The 15,041-nt window shown below is 63.0% G+C and carries 15 protein-coding genes; 7 read left to right on the forward strand and 8 right to left on the reverse strand.

Translation table 11 applies throughout. From position 1 onward, the window contains the following. Nucleotides 1-6: 6 nt before the first annotated feature. Nucleotides 7-1,053, reverse strand: coding sequence for a sensor histidine kinase (locus tag GJR96_RS04750; protein WP_151161880.1), 1,047 nt, complete (start codon nt 1,051-1,053; stop codon nt 7-9). 93 nt (nt 1,054-1,146) lie between these two features. Between GJR96_RS04750 and GJR96_RS04755 the strand changes: the two genes are divergently transcribed. Both GJR96_RS04755 and sufS read left to right on the forward strand, forming a co-directional pair. After that, nucleotides 1,147-1,353, forward strand: a complete 207-nt coding sequence (locus GJR96_RS04755) for a hypothetical protein (protein WP_151161881.1) — start codon at nt 1,147-1,149, stop codon at nt 1,351-1,353. 160 nt (nt 1,354-1,513) lie between these two features. Then, the gene (gene sufS / locus GJR96_RS04760) at nt 1,514-2,788 is read left to right on the forward strand and encodes a bifunctional cysteine desulfurase/selenocysteine lyase SufS (RefSeq protein ID WP_225317751.1); all 1,275 of its coding nucleotides are present in this window, start codon (nt 1,514-1,516) and stop codon (nt 2,786-2,788) included. Between the two features lie 121 nt (nt 2,789-2,909). On the opposite strand, the gene GJR96_RS04765 is transcribed toward sufS, so the two are convergent. Then, nucleotides 2,910-5,726 (reverse strand): G8 domain-containing protein, encoded by a 2,817-nt coding sequence (locus GJR96_RS04765; protein WP_151161883.1) that lies wholly within the window; start codon nt 5,724-5,726, stop codon nt 2,910-2,912. 166 nt (nt 5,727-5,892) lie between these two features. Here GJR96_RS04765 and GJR96_RS04770 point away from each other — a divergent pair, with 166 nt between their 5' ends. Together GJR96_RS04770 and sufU are read left to right on the forward strand one after the other, a co-directional pair. After that, nucleotides 5,893-6,468, forward strand: a complete 576-nt coding sequence (locus GJR96_RS04770) for a mechanosensitive ion channel domain-containing protein (protein WP_151161884.1) — start codon at nt 5,893-5,895, stop codon at nt 6,466-6,468. A 72-nt stretch (nt 6,469-6,540) separates the two neighbouring features. Further along, entirely contained in the window at nt 6,541-6,966 is a 426-nt protein-coding gene (sufU, locus tag GJR96_RS04775) for a Fe-S cluster assembly sulfur transfer protein SufU (RefSeq protein ID WP_058571533.1), read from the forward strand. Between the two features lie 21 nt (nt 6,967-6,987). Here the strand turns inward: sufU and GJR96_RS04780 are convergent, their stop codons facing one another. From GJR96_RS04780 to htpX, 6 genes are all read right to left on the reverse strand, one after another. Next, the gene (locus GJR96_RS04780; protein WP_151161885.1) at nt 6,988-7,404 is read right to left on the reverse strand and encodes a DUF1641 domain-containing protein; all 417 of its coding nucleotides are present in this window, start codon (nt 7,402-7,404) and stop codon (nt 6,988-6,990) included. Between the two features lie 10 nt (nt 7,405-7,414). Continuing rightward, nucleotides 7,415-8,560: an NAD(P)/FAD-dependent oxidoreductase gene (locus GJR96_RS04785; protein WP_151161886.1), complete on the reverse strand. Its 1,146-nt coding sequence runs from the start codon at nt 8,558-8,560 to the stop codon at nt 7,415-7,417. A gap of 305 nt (nt 8,561-8,865) precedes the next feature. Beyond that, on the reverse strand, nt 8,866-9,897 hold the full coding sequence (radA, locus tag GJR96_RS04790; protein WP_151161887.1) for a DNA repair and recombination protein RadA: 1,032 nt from the start codon (nt 9,895-9,897) through the stop codon (nt 8,866-8,868). Between the two features lie 167 nt (nt 9,898-10,064). Further along, nucleotides 10,065-10,670, reverse strand: a complete 606-nt coding sequence (gene pspAB, locus GJR96_RS04795) for a PspA-associated protein PspAB (protein WP_151161888.1) — start codon at nt 10,668-10,670, stop codon at nt 10,065-10,067. 54 nt (nt 10,671-10,724) lie between these two features. Beyond that, a complete protein-coding gene (locus GJR96_RS04800; protein ID WP_151161889.1) occupies nt 10,725-11,819 on the reverse strand; it encodes a phosphotransferase family protein in 1,095 nt (364 codons plus the stop codon). Nucleotides 11,820-11,915: 96 nt separating this feature from the next. Then, on the reverse strand, nt 11,916-12,797 hold the full coding sequence (gene htpX, locus GJR96_RS04805; RefSeq protein WP_151161890.1) for a zinc metalloprotease HtpX: 882 nt from the start codon (nt 12,795-12,797) through the stop codon (nt 11,916-11,918). Between the two features lie 118 nt (nt 12,798-12,915). On the opposite strand from htpX, the gene GJR96_RS04810 reads away from it, so the two are divergent. The 3 genes from GJR96_RS04810 to GJR96_RS04820 all read left to right on the forward strand — a co-directional run bounded on the left by GJR96_RS04810 (nt 12,916) and on the right by GJR96_RS04820 (nt 15,001). Then, nucleotides 12,916-13,806: an NAD-dependent epimerase/dehydratase family protein gene (locus GJR96_RS04810; RefSeq protein WP_151161891.1), complete on the forward strand. Its 891-nt coding sequence runs from the start codon at nt 12,916-12,918 to the stop codon at nt 13,804-13,806. Between the two features lie 52 nt (nt 13,807-13,858). Further along, nucleotides 13,859-14,293, forward strand: coding sequence for a hypothetical protein (locus GJR96_RS04815; RefSeq protein WP_151161892.1), 435 nt, complete (start codon nt 13,859-13,861; stop codon nt 14,291-14,293). A 69-nt stretch (nt 14,294-14,362) separates the two neighbouring features. Beyond that, complete coding sequence (locus GJR96_RS04820) at nt 14,363-15,001, forward strand: phosphoribosyltransferase (RefSeq protein ID WP_151161893.1); 639 nt, start codon at nt 14,363-14,365, stop codon at nt 14,999-15,001. The last annotated feature ends 40 nt before the right edge of the window (nt 15,002-15,041 follow it).

The following is a 15,041-nucleotide window of genomic DNA, read 5'->3' on the forward strand; positions in this document are numbered from 1 at the left end:
CGAAACCTACGCGTCCAGTTCGACGCCCGTGAGTTCGAATCGTGCGCCACCCGATTCGGACTCGGTCAGTTCGAGACACCACCCGTGGGCCTCGACCGCTTGGGCGACGATAGAGAGCCCGAGGCCGGTTCCTTCGGTCGCCGACGAGTACCCATCCTCGAACACGTCGTCCCGTTCGTCGGCGGGGATGCCGACACCATCGTCTTCGACGTAGAACCCGGTCCGGCCGTCGTCGGTGGTGAGCGTTCCGACCGTCACGGTCAGCGGTGGGTCGTCGTCTCCGCGTCCGTGTTCGATTGCATTTCGAAACAGGTTCTCGAAGACGTGGGCGAGGAGATTCGAGTCCGCCTCGAACGTCGCGGAGTCGGCGACGACCAGCGACGAACCACCCGTCTCGACGTGTTCCCACGCGTTTTCGGCTTGCGTGCCGAGGTCCACCGTCACCCGCTGTTCGACAGAATCGTGCCTCGCCAGCACCAGCGCGTTCGAGACGATTTCGTCCATCCGTTCGAGCGAGTCGACGACGCGGCCGAGACGGTCCGTCGCGATACCCTCTTCGATGAGCGTCTGAGCATAGCCGAGGGCGACAGCGAGCGGATTGCGCAGGTCGTGCGACAGGATGCTGGCGACGTTCTGGAGTCTGTTCGCTTTCTCGTCGGCCTCGATTTCGGCGAGTTTTCGCTCGGTGATGTCCAAGTGGACGACCTGAATGTACGTCTCCGCTTCGTCGGTGAACCGGGTCGCTCGCATCGTGAACCACCGGCGCTCGCCGGGCGAGTGACACGGGTATTCGTAGGAGAACTCGTCCCGGTCACCGTCGATGACCGACCGAATCCCACTGGCGGCGTTTCCACCGTTGTCACCCCCACCAACCTCACAGACGCCGAGGTAGTTCATTCCGATAGAACTGGAGTCTCCGGCGTAGTCGTTCTCGTCGCCGAATTCGCGCCACGCCTCGTTGGTGTAGAGAATCTCACCGTCCGTGTTCAGAACCGCGAGTTGCATCGGGAGTGCGTCCAGACTGGACGTGGCGAGAGGAGGCGACGGAGACATACACCTCTAGAGACGCGTCCACTACTTTATTGACACGCTCGGGACATTCGTCCTCGCTAACAGCTATAGCCCCACGCAGCGAAGACGCAGACTGTGTCCTCGAAACCGACCACACACCCCGCCGTCCTCGTGAAACTCGACGCGATAATCGGGTTACTCCTCGTCGTCAGCCTCCTCCTCGCACTCGTCGCGATTACACTCTCGGGCGTCCTCGGAGTGCTCGGTGTCCTCGTCATCGCCGTGTTCGGCGTGGTCGGGTGGTACAGTTACCTCAAAAATCTCGACCGGTACGCATCGTAGGACACCGTCCCGCCGAAACGACGGCCGATTTCTCGTGCAGGCCCGCAGTCGTCACCGGTCCCGGCAACAGGTGCCAGTTCGCGTAACGGGTTTCAGTTACACAGAAACGCGAGGACCGAAGACGTGTTGTGCCTCGGGTGGTAACTCACTCCCAATGGGAGTGCAGGAATCGTACCCTGTCGACGTCGACGCCATCCGCGAGGACTTCCCAATCCTCCAGCGGAAGGTCGGCGGCGACATCTCGACGCCCGGCGAACACGACGACGACACCGTCCCCCTCGTCTATCTCGACAACGCGGCCACGAGTCACACCCCGAAGCACGTCGTCGACGCCATCGTCGACTACTACTACGGGTACAACTCGAACGTCCACCGCGGCATCCACAGTCTGAGCCAAGAGGCCTCCGTCGCCTACGAAAACGCCCACGACAGGGTCGCCGAGTTCATCGGTGCCTCCGGCGGCCGCGAGGAAGTCGTCTTCACCAAGAACACCACCGAGGCGATGAACCTCGTCGCCTACGCGTGGGGCCTGAACGAACTCGGCCCCGGCGACTCGGTGGTCCTCACCGAGATGGAACACCACGCCTCGCTGGTCACGTGGCAGCAAATCGCCAAGAAGACCGGTGCCGAGGCCCGGTTCATCCGCGTCACCGACGACGGCCGACTCGACATGGAGCACGCGAAGGAACTCATCGACGACTCCACGAAGATGGTCTCCGTCGTCCACGTCTCGAACACGCTGGGCACCATCAACCCCGTCTCGGAACTCGCCGACATGGCCCACGACGTTGGTGCCTACATCTTCGTCGACGGCGCGCAGTCGGTTCCGACCCGACCGGTCGACGTGGAAGCCATCGACGCCGACTTCTTCGCCTTCTCGGGCCACAAGATGTGCGGCCCGACGGGTATCGGCGCGCTCTACGGCAAGCGCGACATCCTCGAGGAGATGGACCCCTACCTCTACGGCGGCGAGATGATTCGGCGCGTCACCTTCGAGGAGTCGACGTGGGAAGACCTGCCGTGGAAGTTCGAAGCGGGTACCCCCCCTATCGCGCAGGGTATCGGGTTCGCCGCCGCCGTCGACTACCTCGACGACATCGGCATGGAGAACGTGCAGGCCCACGAGGAACTCCTCGCCGAGTACGCCTACGACCGTCTGAGCGAGTTCGACGACATCGAAATCTACGGTCCACCGGGCGACGACCGCGGCGGTCTCGTCGCGTTCAACCTCGACGGCGTCCACGCCCACGACCTCTCTAGCATCCTTAACGAGCAGGGCGTCGCCATCCGCGCCGGCGACCACTGTACGCAACCACTCCACGACGTTCTGGGTGCTGCGGCCTCCACGCGGGCGTCGTTCTACATCTACAACACGAAAGAGGAAGTCGACAAACTGGTCGAGGGACTGGAAGTCGCACGCGACCTGTTCGCTTGAGTACTGCCTGCACTGTTCCGCGAACGAAGTGAGCGGGGGTGAGGAACCCGCGAAGCGGGTGACGAATCCTTTTGGTCCAGCTTTTACGAGCGAGCAGCGCGAGCGCAGCGTAAAAGGTGGGCTACTGTTCTCGAACGAACACCGTGTACATCCTGTGTGAGTCCGGGTTCCCGCCGAGTCGCACCGTTCCCGAGTCGAACGTCTGTTCGTAGACGCGTCGCGTTCCGTCCGAGGTGCCGATAGTGTCGCCAGTGTCGTTCCACCCCGAGAGCCATCCGGGAGACGAGTCGGTGTCGACGGCGACGTAGACTGTCGCGGGTGACGAGAGTGTGAGCGTCAGGTGCGACTGGCGCGACGAATCACCATCGTCGTGTTCCGGTCGGACGTACGGCAGCCCCGCGTACCGCCCGGGGACGGTCAAGAACGTTGCGTCGTCGTAGACGTAGAGTGGTTCGTCGGACCGGAGACGCCCGAGTTCGTACATCGACCCATCCGCAGAGTGGACGTGTTCGAGTGGCCCGAGCGAAGGAGCAGTCGACTCGTCGTCGCCATCGACGACGAACCCGTTTTCCACGCCCGCGAGACTGACGGCGTCTGGCGGGCGAACCGCCCCTTCGACGGCGAGGCCGAACGCGTCGAACAACTCGGCGTTCGACTTCCCCACGAGCGCCTTCGGCGACACGTCACTCAGGTCTGCGAACGGGTCGTCGCCGGGGTCTGCGGCCTGTACGTCGGCTTTCGTCGGGAACGGAACGAACTCCGGCGCTTGCTCGGCGAAGTACACCTTGTCGCCGTCGCGCCGGACGTGCCCCTCCGGGGTGAAGAGGCCGTAGAGGTGGTCGTCGAGTTCGGCGCTGAGGAACATGTCGGCACGGCCGCCGTCGACGAAATCGACGTTCTCGACGTCCACCTGTTGCTTCTTCGACCAGCGACGGTCCGTCGTCCCGCCGATGACGTGCACGTCCACGTGGTTGTCGAGTCGGCCGCCGCGAATCGGGGCCGACCCCCGAGGTGGTGCGCGAATGCCGACGAACCATCCCTCGATGTCGGGGTTCTCGACGTGGACGTTCGCCGGCGCGTGATTGCGGTTGATTCCGACGCCGCGGCGGCCTCCCGTACCCGAGACAAGGGTCGGGTTCCGAACGACGACGTTGGCGCTGTACCGAATCGAGATGCCATTTTCGCCGCCCTGCGCGCCGCGTCCGTTCGGAGGCCTGAGTCGGTCCCACTGACTCACGTGCGACCCGATGTTGAACGCCGTGAAGTCCTCGACGACGCTGTAGGCCTCGACCCGGTCGTGCGCGAAGGTGAACATGTGTCGCGAGATATCGAGGCCGCCGCCGGAGGCGAAGACGGTGTTGCGGGCGAACGACGCGAGGCGGACGAAACTCGACGGAACCATCCCGTCTTCGACGCGGTCAGAGCGAGCGAGTTCGGGTTGGCCGTCGAGCGCTTCGACGGGGACGTTGGGAACCGTTCCGACGAGACTACCGAGTGCGTCGGGCGGAACCTCGGCGTCTGGTTTCGCGCGATTCCAGTAGACGAATCCGTAGTGTCTGTGGCCGGCGGCGACGTTGTCTTCGACGGCGACAGTCGGTCCCTGAAACCAGAATCCATAGCCGCCGTGGCCGAAGTCGTCGATGTTCCCCGGCGACTCGGCTTTGAACTGCCTGCCGTCGGGGACCGACCCGGACCCATGCGAGCGCAGGGCGAGGTTTCGACGGAACGTCCCTCGTTCGGCCCCCGTCTCGGCGACGAATCCCGCGCCGAAGACACGGAACGAGACGTTGTCCTCGAATCGGACGTAACTCGCGTGGTTGACGTAGCCCCACCCGGGACTCCCATCGACGACGCACCCTTCGACGACTCGTGGGGGGTTCTCAGTACCGGTGCCAGTCCGGTGGAAGTGACAGGCGTAGCGGGCCTGTGGGTTCGGGTCGGCGTCTTCGGGAGGGACGCCGTTCGTCGGGTCGGTGAAGGGTCGCGACTTGTCGGTCCGACCGAGTGCGGAGAACGCGGCGTGACTGACGTGCACGTCGTCGCTCATGAACATCACGTGCCCGCGGCGCTTCGTTCGCGTGGACTCCGATTCGAGCGTCACCGCTCGGTCCATCGCGGCGACGACACCCGAGAGCGACTCACGGGGTGGGTCGTGGTCGAATTCGAGCGGTGATTCGAGGCGAATCCGCGACTCGTCGACACCAGCTATCGTCACGACTTCGTCTTCGTCTCGGTCCGGGTGCATGCCGGCGACGACGAGCGTCTCTCCAGCCTCCCACCCGGTCGGTGAATCGGTAACGAGCAGTTCGGTCTCTCCCGCGTGAGGCGGGCGTTCGAGGTGAAGCCACGGGGTTACGGGCTCACCCACGATGCGAACCGTCGCGCCGGCGAGCGTGAGCAACCCACGGCCGATGCGTTCGGGGTCTGCCGACTCGTCGAGTGGTCCCTCGTCGAGGAAGGTGATTCGCGCACCGGCGTCTCGCTGGACTGGGTTCTCGGGCGTCCCGAGTTCGAGCGTCCCCGTCTCTGTGACCGCGAGCGTCCCGAGTTGGAGTCGCGTCGTCGTCGTCGGGTCGACGCGAAGCGTCCCGTCGACGCGGACTGTCCGAAGTCGGGACGTCGCCTCGTGGTCGAGTGTCACCGTCACGTCCGCCGGGATGTGAACGCGAGCACCGTCACCGGGGGCTGACCCTTCCCACGTATCAGAGACGCGCCACAGACCCCCTGTCGCCCGGTTCGTCGCGTCGTCCTCGGCGACGAGTGTGCGGACGTGGTGGGCGTCGGAGTGGTCGCTTTCGCCCCCGAGTCCGGGCATGTCTGGCACGCCAGCGAGCGCACCTGCTGTCCCGGCAGCGCCGACACTGAGTCCGGCGAGAAACGCGCGTCGAGTCGTGAGGAGTGCACGGTCAGTCGAGTCGAAGGGAGGGTCGTCGCTCATGGGTCGTGTGACGTTCAGTCTCGTATGAACGTCTGTACCCAGCGAATACACCTAAATAAGTCTGAAGGCCGATTCGCTGAACCCGCTGAGACGCCCCGCAATCCGGGAGACGTCGGCCGTCGACTGGGGACAATGCCTTTGGTCCACTGAGACGACAACCGACCGTATGCTCCAATCGGTGACCGGGTTCGTCTTCGATATCCTCGAAAGCACACTCGTCGAGTTCGGCAACGCGATTCGCGACGCGGCACCGAAGGTTCTCGCTGGTATCGTCTTCGTCGGTCTCGCGTACGTCGGCATCAGAGTCATCCTGTACCTCCTTCGTGGCGCACTGGACGGCCTCTATCCTGAAGAGCAAGACCTCATCGTGGACCTCGGCGTCGCCATCGCTGGCGTCTTCCTCTGGTTCGGAGCGGCGTTGGCGCTTTTGAACATCGTCGGCATGGAAGAGATTGCGGCGAGTCTCGGGACGGCGACTGGGTTCATCGCGCTGGGCGTCTCGTACGCGCTGTCGAACATGATTGCCGACACCGTCGCCGGCGTCTACCTCCTTCGAGACCCCGATTTCAATCCCGGTGACCGTGTGAAGGCAGACCCGGTGACAGGGACCGTCTCGGCCATCGAACTCCGAAAGACACGGTTCGAGAGCGACGAGGGAGACACCGTCGTGGTCGCCAACCGCGACGTAGAGAAGAAGTGGACGAAGTACGACGGAGAGTCGTCACCAGCAGACACGGCGTAAGCAGCGAAATCGGCCGCTTCGCCGGCCCCGGAACCCTTTTACGGCGCTCGGGCGTAGCCCCGACGAACACCAATGGGCATTGGCTCAGACATGTATCGTCAGCAGATTTTGGACCACTACAAGAACCCCCGCAACCACGGTCGGCTGGAGTCGCCGACGTTCACCCACACGGGGGAGAACCCCTCCTGCGGCGATACGATTACGATGGACGTGCAGCTCGCCGACGACGGCGAGACGATAGAGCGCGTCGCGTTCTCCGGCGATGGCTGTGCCATCAGTCAGGCGTCCGCGAGCATGCTCACGCAACGACTCCCGGGCACCACGCTCTCGGAACTCGACGCGATGGACACCGACGACATCACCGAGATGCTCGGTGTAGACATCTCACCGATGCGAATCAAGTGTGCCGTCCTCGCGCGACAGGTCGCACAGGATGGCGCGAAGATTCACGACGGCGAGATAGAAATCGAGAAGACGAAGACCGAAGACGACGCGTAGACCGACCGGACTCGTCGACGCTTACTTCTCGTCGTCTGCTTGCGCGCCGAGCGCTGCGGCCAGCGCGATGAGGTACCCGAGGCCGGACTTCACGTTCGGGTCGCGGGTGGCACGGATGAGACCCATCGCACCGACGGGTTTGGCGTCTGCTTCTTCCGCGTCGCCGACGGCGTTGAGCAGGCGTTTGATGCCTGCCACAGTCTCCGGTTCGGCCGCTTCGTCCGCGACTTCGGCGAGCGTGCTCCCGGTCCGCGCGAGGGAGTGAACCATCTCGTCGTCGACGGCACCGACGCCGAGTTCGACCACGTCGATGAGGTCGTTGATGAGGCCAAGTCGCTCGATGAGCACGGCGACTTCTTCGGGGTTGTTCTCGATGGCCGCCACGAGTTCTTCGGGGACCTGCTGTGCTGTCGTCTGTGTGTTTTCTTGTTCCTGCATCGTCCTCACCTCAGAGCATTCCTCTGGCAGTCAGCCAGTACGATTCGTTGTACGCGTGTTTCGCCCAGTGGATGGTCTTCGACGGGCGTCGCATCGTCGCGGGCGTCTCGTAGTCGAACGAGACGAACGACGCCTCGTCGAGACCGGTCTCGACGAAACAGACGGTCTTCCCGTTGTACTTCTTCGTGGGCGTTCGGTCCCGCACCTGCGACGCGAGTCGTTCTGCGACGGTGAACGCCTGGAAGTGCGCCGCACTGCCGGCTTTCGGAATCGGGAGCGACGCCGTGTCGCCGATGGCGTACACGTCGGGGTCGGCGCTCGCCTGCAAGGTTCGCTGGTCGACGTCGACCCAACCGTTGTCGCCGAGGCCGGACTCGATAATCATCTCGTCACCGCGGTGCGGCGGGATGCCCACGAGGAAGTCGTAGGCGAGTTCTTCGCCGTTCTTCGCGGAGATGACCCGGTCGTCGGGGTCGATAGACTCGACGACGAACTCCGTCTCGACGCGAACGTCGCGTTCGGCGAGGAGTGGGTCGGCCCATTCGGCGACTTCGGGCTTGCCGTGACTTCGGTCGATTGGGTACGTGTAGACGAGTTCGGTGTCCGCACGAATTCCCTGGTCACGGAGCCAATCGTCCACGATGAGCGTGAACTCCAGCGGTGCGGCCGGGCACATGTGGGGCGTCCCGACGACGCTGAGCACGAGACGGCCACCCTCGAAGTCGGCGAGTGCCTCGCGGAGTTCTTCTGCACCGCGGGCACTGTAGAAGTGGTGCGCGGCCTGTTTGAATCCGGGGACTGCGTCGGGGTCGAGTTTCGCGCCGGTCGCGAGGACGAGTTTGTCGTACTCGATGACCTCGTCACCGTCCTGGCAGTAGAGACGCTTCTCGTCGGTGTCGACGCGGCGAACCCGGTTGGTGACGATGTTCACTCGGTCGTCGACGAGTTCGCGGAGGTCACGAACGCCGTCTTCGGGTTCCGCGAGACCGAACGGAACGTAGAGGAACACCGGCTTGTAGACGTGCTTCGTGTCGTCGGTCACCAGCGTAACTTCGACGTTGCCGCGGTCTATCTCCTCTGCGAGTTCTTCGGCGAGGCGGTTCGAGACCACCGTGCCGCCTGTACCACCACCAACGACTGCGATTCGTTGTGTCATCGTGTTCACCTTAGTTGAGAAGTCGCTCCGTGAAGGGTTAGTATTGCCCTCTGTTTCCAATATTATGAGAACTAAGATAAAGGCACACACGTGAGACAAGATAGCACGGGAGAGCCCAGTGACAGCGGGTTCGTCTCCCGATTTATACGGTCCGGTGGCATCGGCGAGCCGACGTCGCTCGGTTCACGGTGGAACTCGTCGGCCAGCGTGTGTTCGAGAGTGGTACGAGAGACCGACAGGTCACGTCGATAGCGGTCGCTCGCCGACACGGAAAGGGGGAAAGAGGGAGCGTCGTCTGACGTCGCTTACTCGGGCTTCAGGCCGCCGTCCTGCACGCGCATGACGGCTTCGCCGTCGGCGAGGTTCGGCGCGTCCACGAGACGGACGATACGCTTGTCGCCCTTGGACTTGCGGAGGTAGATACGGAACGTCGAGGTGTGGCCGAGGATGTTACCACCGATAGGCTGGGTCGGGTCACCGAAGTAGGAGTCGGGGTTCGACGCGACCTGGTTCGTGACGAGGATACCCGTGTTGAACAGGTCGCCGATTCGCATCAGGTCGTGGAGGTGCTTGTTGAGTTTCTGCTGGCGTTCGGCGAGTTCGCCACGGCCGACGTACTCGGCGCGGAAGTGGGCGGTGAGCGAGTCGACACAGAGCAGGCGGACCGGCCAGTCGGTGTCTTCGTGCTCGCCGGCGAGTTCCTTGGCCTTCTCTGCGAGGAGAATCTGGTGGTTGGAGTTGAACGCCTTCGCCACGTGAATCTTGTCGAGGACGTCGTCGACGAGTTCCTGCATCGTCTCTTCGTCGTCGACGGAGCCTTCGATTTCGCGGTCTGCGAGCGTCGCTTCGAGCACGTCGTCTTCGAGGCCACGGACCATGTCGTCGATACGCTCCGGGCGGAACGTGTCTTCGGAGTCGATGAAGATACACCCGCCGCCAAGGCCGCCCTGTTCGGGCGGGAGCTGGACGTTGACGGCCAGTTGGTGCGTAATCTGGGACTTCCCGGCACCGAACTCACCGTAGACTTCGGTGATGGACTGGGTTTCGAGGCCGCCACCGAGGAGTTCGTCGACTTCGTCGATTTGCCAGCTGAGTTTGCCGATTTGCTTGCGTCGTTCGAGGACCATCGAACCCGTCTCGAAGCCACCGACGTCGGCGGCGTCGCGGGCGGCGTTGATGATGTCCGAGGCCGTGCTGGAGCCGATATCGGCCTTGTTCGAGAGTTCGCCGGGGCTGGCGACTGCGATGGACTGATAGCTGTCGTAGCCGCTCTCTACGAGTTTGTCGGCGGTCGCCGGGCCGACACCGGGGAGACTTTCGAGGTCGTCTTCTGCCATACACCGTCGTTCCGCCTATACCCACATAAACCCTCGTTAACAGCAAGGTGAAAGTGAAATCAGGAGACTGCGGCGACCCGATGACGAGCGTCTGACGGAGGTTGAAGTCGGATGTCGCTGGAGTCGGCGCGAAGACGCGTGGAAAAACAGCACTCAGACGCCGCGCGTCACTCCCACGGGTGGCCGGACGGCGTCGAAGGCCACAGCGGGTACCAGTACCCCTCGTCGTCTTCGATTTCGAGTTCGCCGTCGAGGACAGATTCGAGTTTGAACTCCAGTTTCTGGTTCCGCTTGGAGGTTCCCTGCGGGGCGAATGGGTAGTACGCGCCGCGGCGGAACGAGTAAATCCAGTAGACTCGGTCGTCGCCCTTCCGGAATCCGAAGAGCGCCGCGAGGAGGCGCGACCCGTAGCCACGCTCGATGAACTCGTCGGCGGCGAAGTGGACGCTCGTCACGAGGTCCTCGGGGTCGTCGTCTCCGAGGACGACCCAGTTGTACCCGTGGCCGTCGGTGTGGCGGTCGAACGTCGTGCCGGTCTCTTCACTGCCGGCGCTGAGAATGGTCTCGACGGAATCGACAGTGTTGGCGAAGTCAGTGCTGTCTACGGAGGAGAAACAGAGGGCCGCCTCGTCGGCGGAGTCGAACCCGAGGTCTGCTTCCATCGTCAGATAGGCCGTACTCATGCCAAAGAGGTCGTCGGGGTCGGCCCGACTGGTCGCGTCCGACTCGGCGCTGATTCCGAGGGCGGCGCGAAGCGAATCGAAGAGTCCCATGCCCACCGCTAGGTGTGGTGGTAACTTAGCGTCGTGGGGCGAATCCCGAGAGAGTCAGCGTCGGAACTCGCCGCGAACGATGGCGTCCGCAACTATCGACATATAGTCGATGAGTGCGCCTCTGGTCGCTTCTGACCCCATTTGGACATCGTGTCGGTCGAGGTCAGCCCACACTACTCCGAGCATGAACGCAGAGTACGCCCGGTAGAACCGTTGATGCTCGAACTCGATGCCCGTCTGTCTCTCGTAGCGAGCGAGTAGTTCTCGTCGTGTCGGACTGCCGGGTTCCAACGAAAACGGTGTGAACCCGTGTTCGTCGAGGTCCCTAACGTGTTGGATGCCACCCGCATCGGCGTACTTCGATTCGAGTTCAGAAAGTGGGAGTGTCGGGTCTGCTTCGTCTCGCCAGTAGAGACAGAAGTAGCCGAGTTCGGTCAAGGGGTCGCCGAGTTGGGCGGTTTCCCAGTCGATGACGCCCGCGAACACTGGGTGATTCTCGCTCCCGAAGACGATGTTACTCGGTCTGAAGTCGCCGTGAACGAGCGTCGTCTTCGACTCCGACGGGGCGTTCTCCCGAAGCCACGAAGCGATGGTCATGAGCGACGAGAGGTCGTGGTCCGTCACACGCGCGCTCTCGTCGAGTCGGTCCGTCGCACGAGCGACTTGTTCCAACGGCGAGCGGCGTTCACAGACCCCTTCGAAGGGTTCGATATCAAGCGAGTGAATCTCGGCGAGTAAATCGATAAAGCCGGTCGCGACGCGCTTGCGTGCAGTCGGATTTTGAAACCGCTCAGGGAGGGCGGCACCGACCGGAATCGTTTCGCCTTCGAGGTGTGTCGTGACAAAAAACGGTTCTCCGAGTACCGACTCGTCGTCGCAGAAATGGACGGGCGACTGTGTCGGTATCGACGTCTCTTCGAGACGTTGCAGTAGTTCGTATTCGCCTTCCAACTCACCGAACAGACTGGTGTCTCGCAGCCTGTTCGGCCGGCGGAGAATGAAGGCATCCTCGTCGTCCGTCGTCGAGACCGCGAGCATCACGTTGAGTTTGTCGTTGAGGAGGCGGGTCTCGGTCACCTCGACGCCGAGTTCCGTGGAAAAGTACGACGTCAACTCGTCTTCATCGATACTTGGAGGGAGAGTATCCATGGTTTGGCAACTAATCGACATCTCATAAAGACTCGGAAGTGACCCGACTCAAACGAGGGACACCCGCGAAAGCGGTCGAAAAGTGTAGGAGCCGGGTTAGACTGTCTCCATCTCGCGTTCCATGTCGCGGAGACGCTCGACGCGCTTGTCCGTCGAGGGATGGGTGCTGAACAGGCGACCGATGAAGTCGGACTTGATGGGGATGATGAAGAACGCGTTCATCTCCGAGGTGTCGCGCATGTCGCGCTTCGGGACGTTCTCCATCCGGCCCGAAATCTTGAGCAGGGCGGACGCCAGCGCCGACGGGCGACCCGTGATGATGGCGGCCCCGCGGTCTGCCGAATACTCGCGGTAGCGCGAGAGCGCCCGGATGAGCAGGTACGAGATAATCCAGACGACCAGCGACGCGACGATTGCGACGATGACCGGCATGTTCTGGCGGTTGTCGTCGCCACCGAAGAACCAGCCCCAGCGGACGATGAGGAACGCGATGCTGGAGAGGAACGACGCGATGGTCATCACCATCACGTCGCGGTTCTTCACGTGCGCGAGTTCGTGTGCGAGCACGCCTTCCAACTCGTCGTCGTCGAGCGTGCGCAGGAGTCCGGTGGTGACGCAGACGGCCGAGCTCTTCTGCGACCGACCCGTCGCGAAGGCGTTCGGAACGGACGTATCCGAGATTGCGACTTTCGGCTTGGGCAGGTCGGCCTGCTGCGAGAGGCGGCCAATCATCGCGTGGAGTTTCGCGGCCTGTGGCCCGTCGTCTTCGTCGACGACGTGCGCGCCCATGCTGTAGAGCGCTATCTTGTCGCTGAAGAAGAACTGGACGAAGAGGAAGATACTCATGAACCCTACGACGACGAGCAGGTCCCCGAAGTAGACCGCCAACAACGTCGCGAAGACGATGTAGAGAGCGAACAGGAGGAACATCGTGAACGCCATGCGCCCGCGAAGTCCCCAGTCCGGTTTCCATTCCATACCCCGTGATTAGTAATCCGGCTAATAAACGCTGTTGGAGTGCGATAGATTCGCACACTGGCGACGAAATCACACCACAATGCGTGGATTTAGCACGACTGCGGGTCATCGACCACGTATGGAGACTGTCATCGTCACCGGTGCCCTCGGACGCTCCGGTCGCTGGATTACCGACCGACTCGCCGACGACTACGACGTGGTTGCCGTCGATTTGGACCACCCCGGGTTCGAAGTCGACGCTCGCGAGAATCTCGACTTCCGCGCCGCCGACCTGACGAACATGGGCGAAGTGGCCGACCTCGTCGCCGACATCGACCCCGATGCAGTCGTCCACTGGGCGGCCATCCCATCACCGACGCGGCACGCCGGCGGGCGCGTCTTCGAGACGAACGTGCAATCGACGTACAACGTCCTCGTCGCCGCCGCGCGCGCCGATGCACGAATCGTCTGGGCCTCGTCTGAGAGCGCCTACGGGTTCGCCTTCGCCGAGGAAAAGCCACTCCCAGACTTCCTCCCGATTACGGAAGACCACCCGCTCCGGCCCGAAGACCCCTACGGGACCGCCAAAGTCGCCGGCGAGGAGATATCCAAGATGGTCGCCCGAAAGTACGACGCCTCAGTGTGCGCCATCCGTCCGTCGTGGATTCAGATGCCCGGCGAGTACAACTGCCGTGGTATCGCGGAGGCAGGAGACCTCGCTGGCGGTGCAGGGAACTGTTGGTCGTACGTGGACGTGCGCGACGTTGCGGGACTCGTCGCCGCCGCCCTCGAAACGCCTGTCGAAGGCCACGAAGCGGTCCACGCGGCGGCCGCAGAGAACTACCTCGGGCGGCCCACCGCCGACGCCGTCGAAGAGTTCTGGGGCGAACTGCCCGGCGAATGTACCCTCGACGGCGAGGAATCGGCCCTCGCGACGGTGAAAGCGGAACTGCTGTTCGACTGGGAACCCACCCACTCGTGGCGTGAGGCGGCCGACGAGGAGGTTCCGGAACCGACGCTCTGGGAGTGAGGGCGAACCGGTAATACGGAGATTTTTGTCACCACTCCGTCAGACAGTAGACATGAATCGGCGTCACTTTCTGGCCTCGACCGGAACCATCGCCACCACGGCGATAGCCGGGTGTTCTGCGCTCTCGAACTTCGCAAAGAAACTCAACGTGACCATCATCAATCGGGACGAAGAACGTCGTTTCGTCTGGGTCGAAATCCTGCGGTTGAACGCCGACGAACTAGACGACGCAACCGTTTTCGACGGAGAAATACAGGTCCCAGCAGCGTCCGACACCGACGCGTCGGTCGTGAAGCGAGACGACATCGCCGAAAGTCGTCCATACATCGTCCGAGTCGACATCCACAACGTTCGAAGACGAATCGCACCCTACCACTTCTATCCGGACTGTGTCGGCGAAGACGGACCAGAAGAACGGCTCTACATCGATATTTCGACAGTTGACGACGGGCGTACACACGTCGAATTTAACCAGAACGGCTGTTGAGTAGCGGTTCGCAATCGACAGAAACCGGGACACACTGTTTTCCCGGCCGGGCACCTATCTCTAGAAAACATGTTCGCCGATAGAAAAGACGCGGGTCGACGGCTGGCCGACCTGCTCGACGAACGGAGCGAAGAGGCGGACGTCGTCCTCGCCATCCCACGGGGAGGACTTCCGGTCGGCCGCGAGGTTGCCGACCGACTCAGAGTACCGCTCGACGTGGTCGTCGCGGCGAAAGTGGGCGCACCGGGGAATCCGGAGTTAGCGCTCGGGGCAGTCGCCGGCGACGGAAGCGCGTGGTGGAACGAAGACTTGCTATCGTACTTCGACGTGACCGACGAGTACCTCGACAGGGAGCGCGAACGCGAGGCTGAGGTCGCACGGGAGAAAGTCTCGTTGTACCGCGGCGGCGACCCACTTCCCGACGTGGAAGGAAAGCGCGTCGTCGTCGTCGACGACGGTATCGCCACGGGTGCGACCGCTCGCGCGTGTCTTCGGCAGGTCGTCGCCGCCGGCGCCGAACGTGTCGTGCTCGCGGTTCCCGTCGCGCCGCCGAACACCGTCAGAGAACTCGAAGACGAGTGCGACGAAGTCGTCACCGTCGAAGCGCCCGAAGCATTCGGTGCCGTCGGCGTGTTCTACCGCGACTTCTCGCAAGTGTCCGACGAGGAAGCCGCCGAATACCTCGAACTAGAAGAGGTCGAAGAGTAGACCCGACCGTCGAAGCGTGGCGCGGAACTTAAGCGGTCGA

The sequence above is a fragment of the Haloferax litoreum genome, assembly GCF_009674605.1.
GTDB lineage: Archaea > Halobacteriota > Halobacteria > Halobacteriales > Haloferacaceae > Haloferax > Haloferax litoreum.

What these genes read in the sequence shown, in the direction of transcription:
- GJR96_RS04750 (WP_151161880.1), bottom strand. Translation starts at nt 1,053, where the DNA reads ATGTCTCCGTCGCCTCCTCTCGCCACGTCCAGTCTGGACGCACTCCCG.
- GJR96_RS04765 (WP_151161883.1), bottom strand. Translation starts at nt 5,726, where the DNA reads ATGAGCGACGACCCTCCCTTCGACTCGACTGACCGTGCACTCCTCACG.
- GJR96_RS04770 (WP_151161884.1), top strand. Translation starts at nt 5,893, where the DNA reads ATGCTCCAATCGGTGACCGGGTTCGTCTTCGATATCCTCGAAAGCACA.
- sufU (WP_058571533.1), top strand. Translation starts at nt 6,541, where the DNA reads ATGGGCATTGGCTCAGACATGTATCGTCAGCAGATTTTGGACCACTAC.
- GJR96_RS04780 (WP_151161885.1), bottom strand. Translation starts at nt 7,404, where the DNA reads ATGCAGGAACAAGAAAACACACAGACGACAGCACAGCAGGTCCCCGAA.
- GJR96_RS04785 (WP_151161886.1), bottom strand. Translation starts at nt 8,560, where the DNA reads ATGACACAACGAATCGCAGTCGTTGGTGGTGGTACAGGCGGCACGGTG.
- radA (WP_151161887.1), bottom strand. Translation starts at nt 9,897, where the DNA reads ATGGCAGAAGACGACCTCGAAAGTCTCCCCGGTGTCGGCCCGGCGACC.
- pspAB (WP_151161888.1), bottom strand. Translation starts at nt 10,670, where the DNA reads ATGGGACTCTTCGATTCGCTTCGCGCCGCCCTCGGAATCAGCGCCGAG.
- GJR96_RS04800 (WP_151161889.1), bottom strand. Translation starts at nt 11,819, where the DNA reads ATGGATACTCTCCCTCCAAGTATCGATGAAGACGAGTTGACGTCGTAC.
- htpX (WP_151161890.1), bottom strand. Translation starts at nt 12,797, where the DNA reads ATGGAATGGAAACCGGACTGGGGACTTCGCGGGCGCATGGCGTTCACG.
- GJR96_RS04810 (WP_151161891.1), top strand. Translation starts at nt 12,916, where the DNA reads ATGGAGACTGTCATCGTCACCGGTGCCCTCGGACGCTCCGGTCGCTGG.
- GJR96_RS04815 (WP_151161892.1), top strand. Translation starts at nt 13,859, where the DNA reads ATGAATCGGCGTCACTTTCTGGCCTCGACCGGAACCATCGCCACCACG.
- GJR96_RS04820 (WP_151161893.1), top strand. Translation starts at nt 14,363, where the DNA reads ATGTTCGCCGATAGAAAAGACGCGGGTCGACGGCTGGCCGACCTGCTC.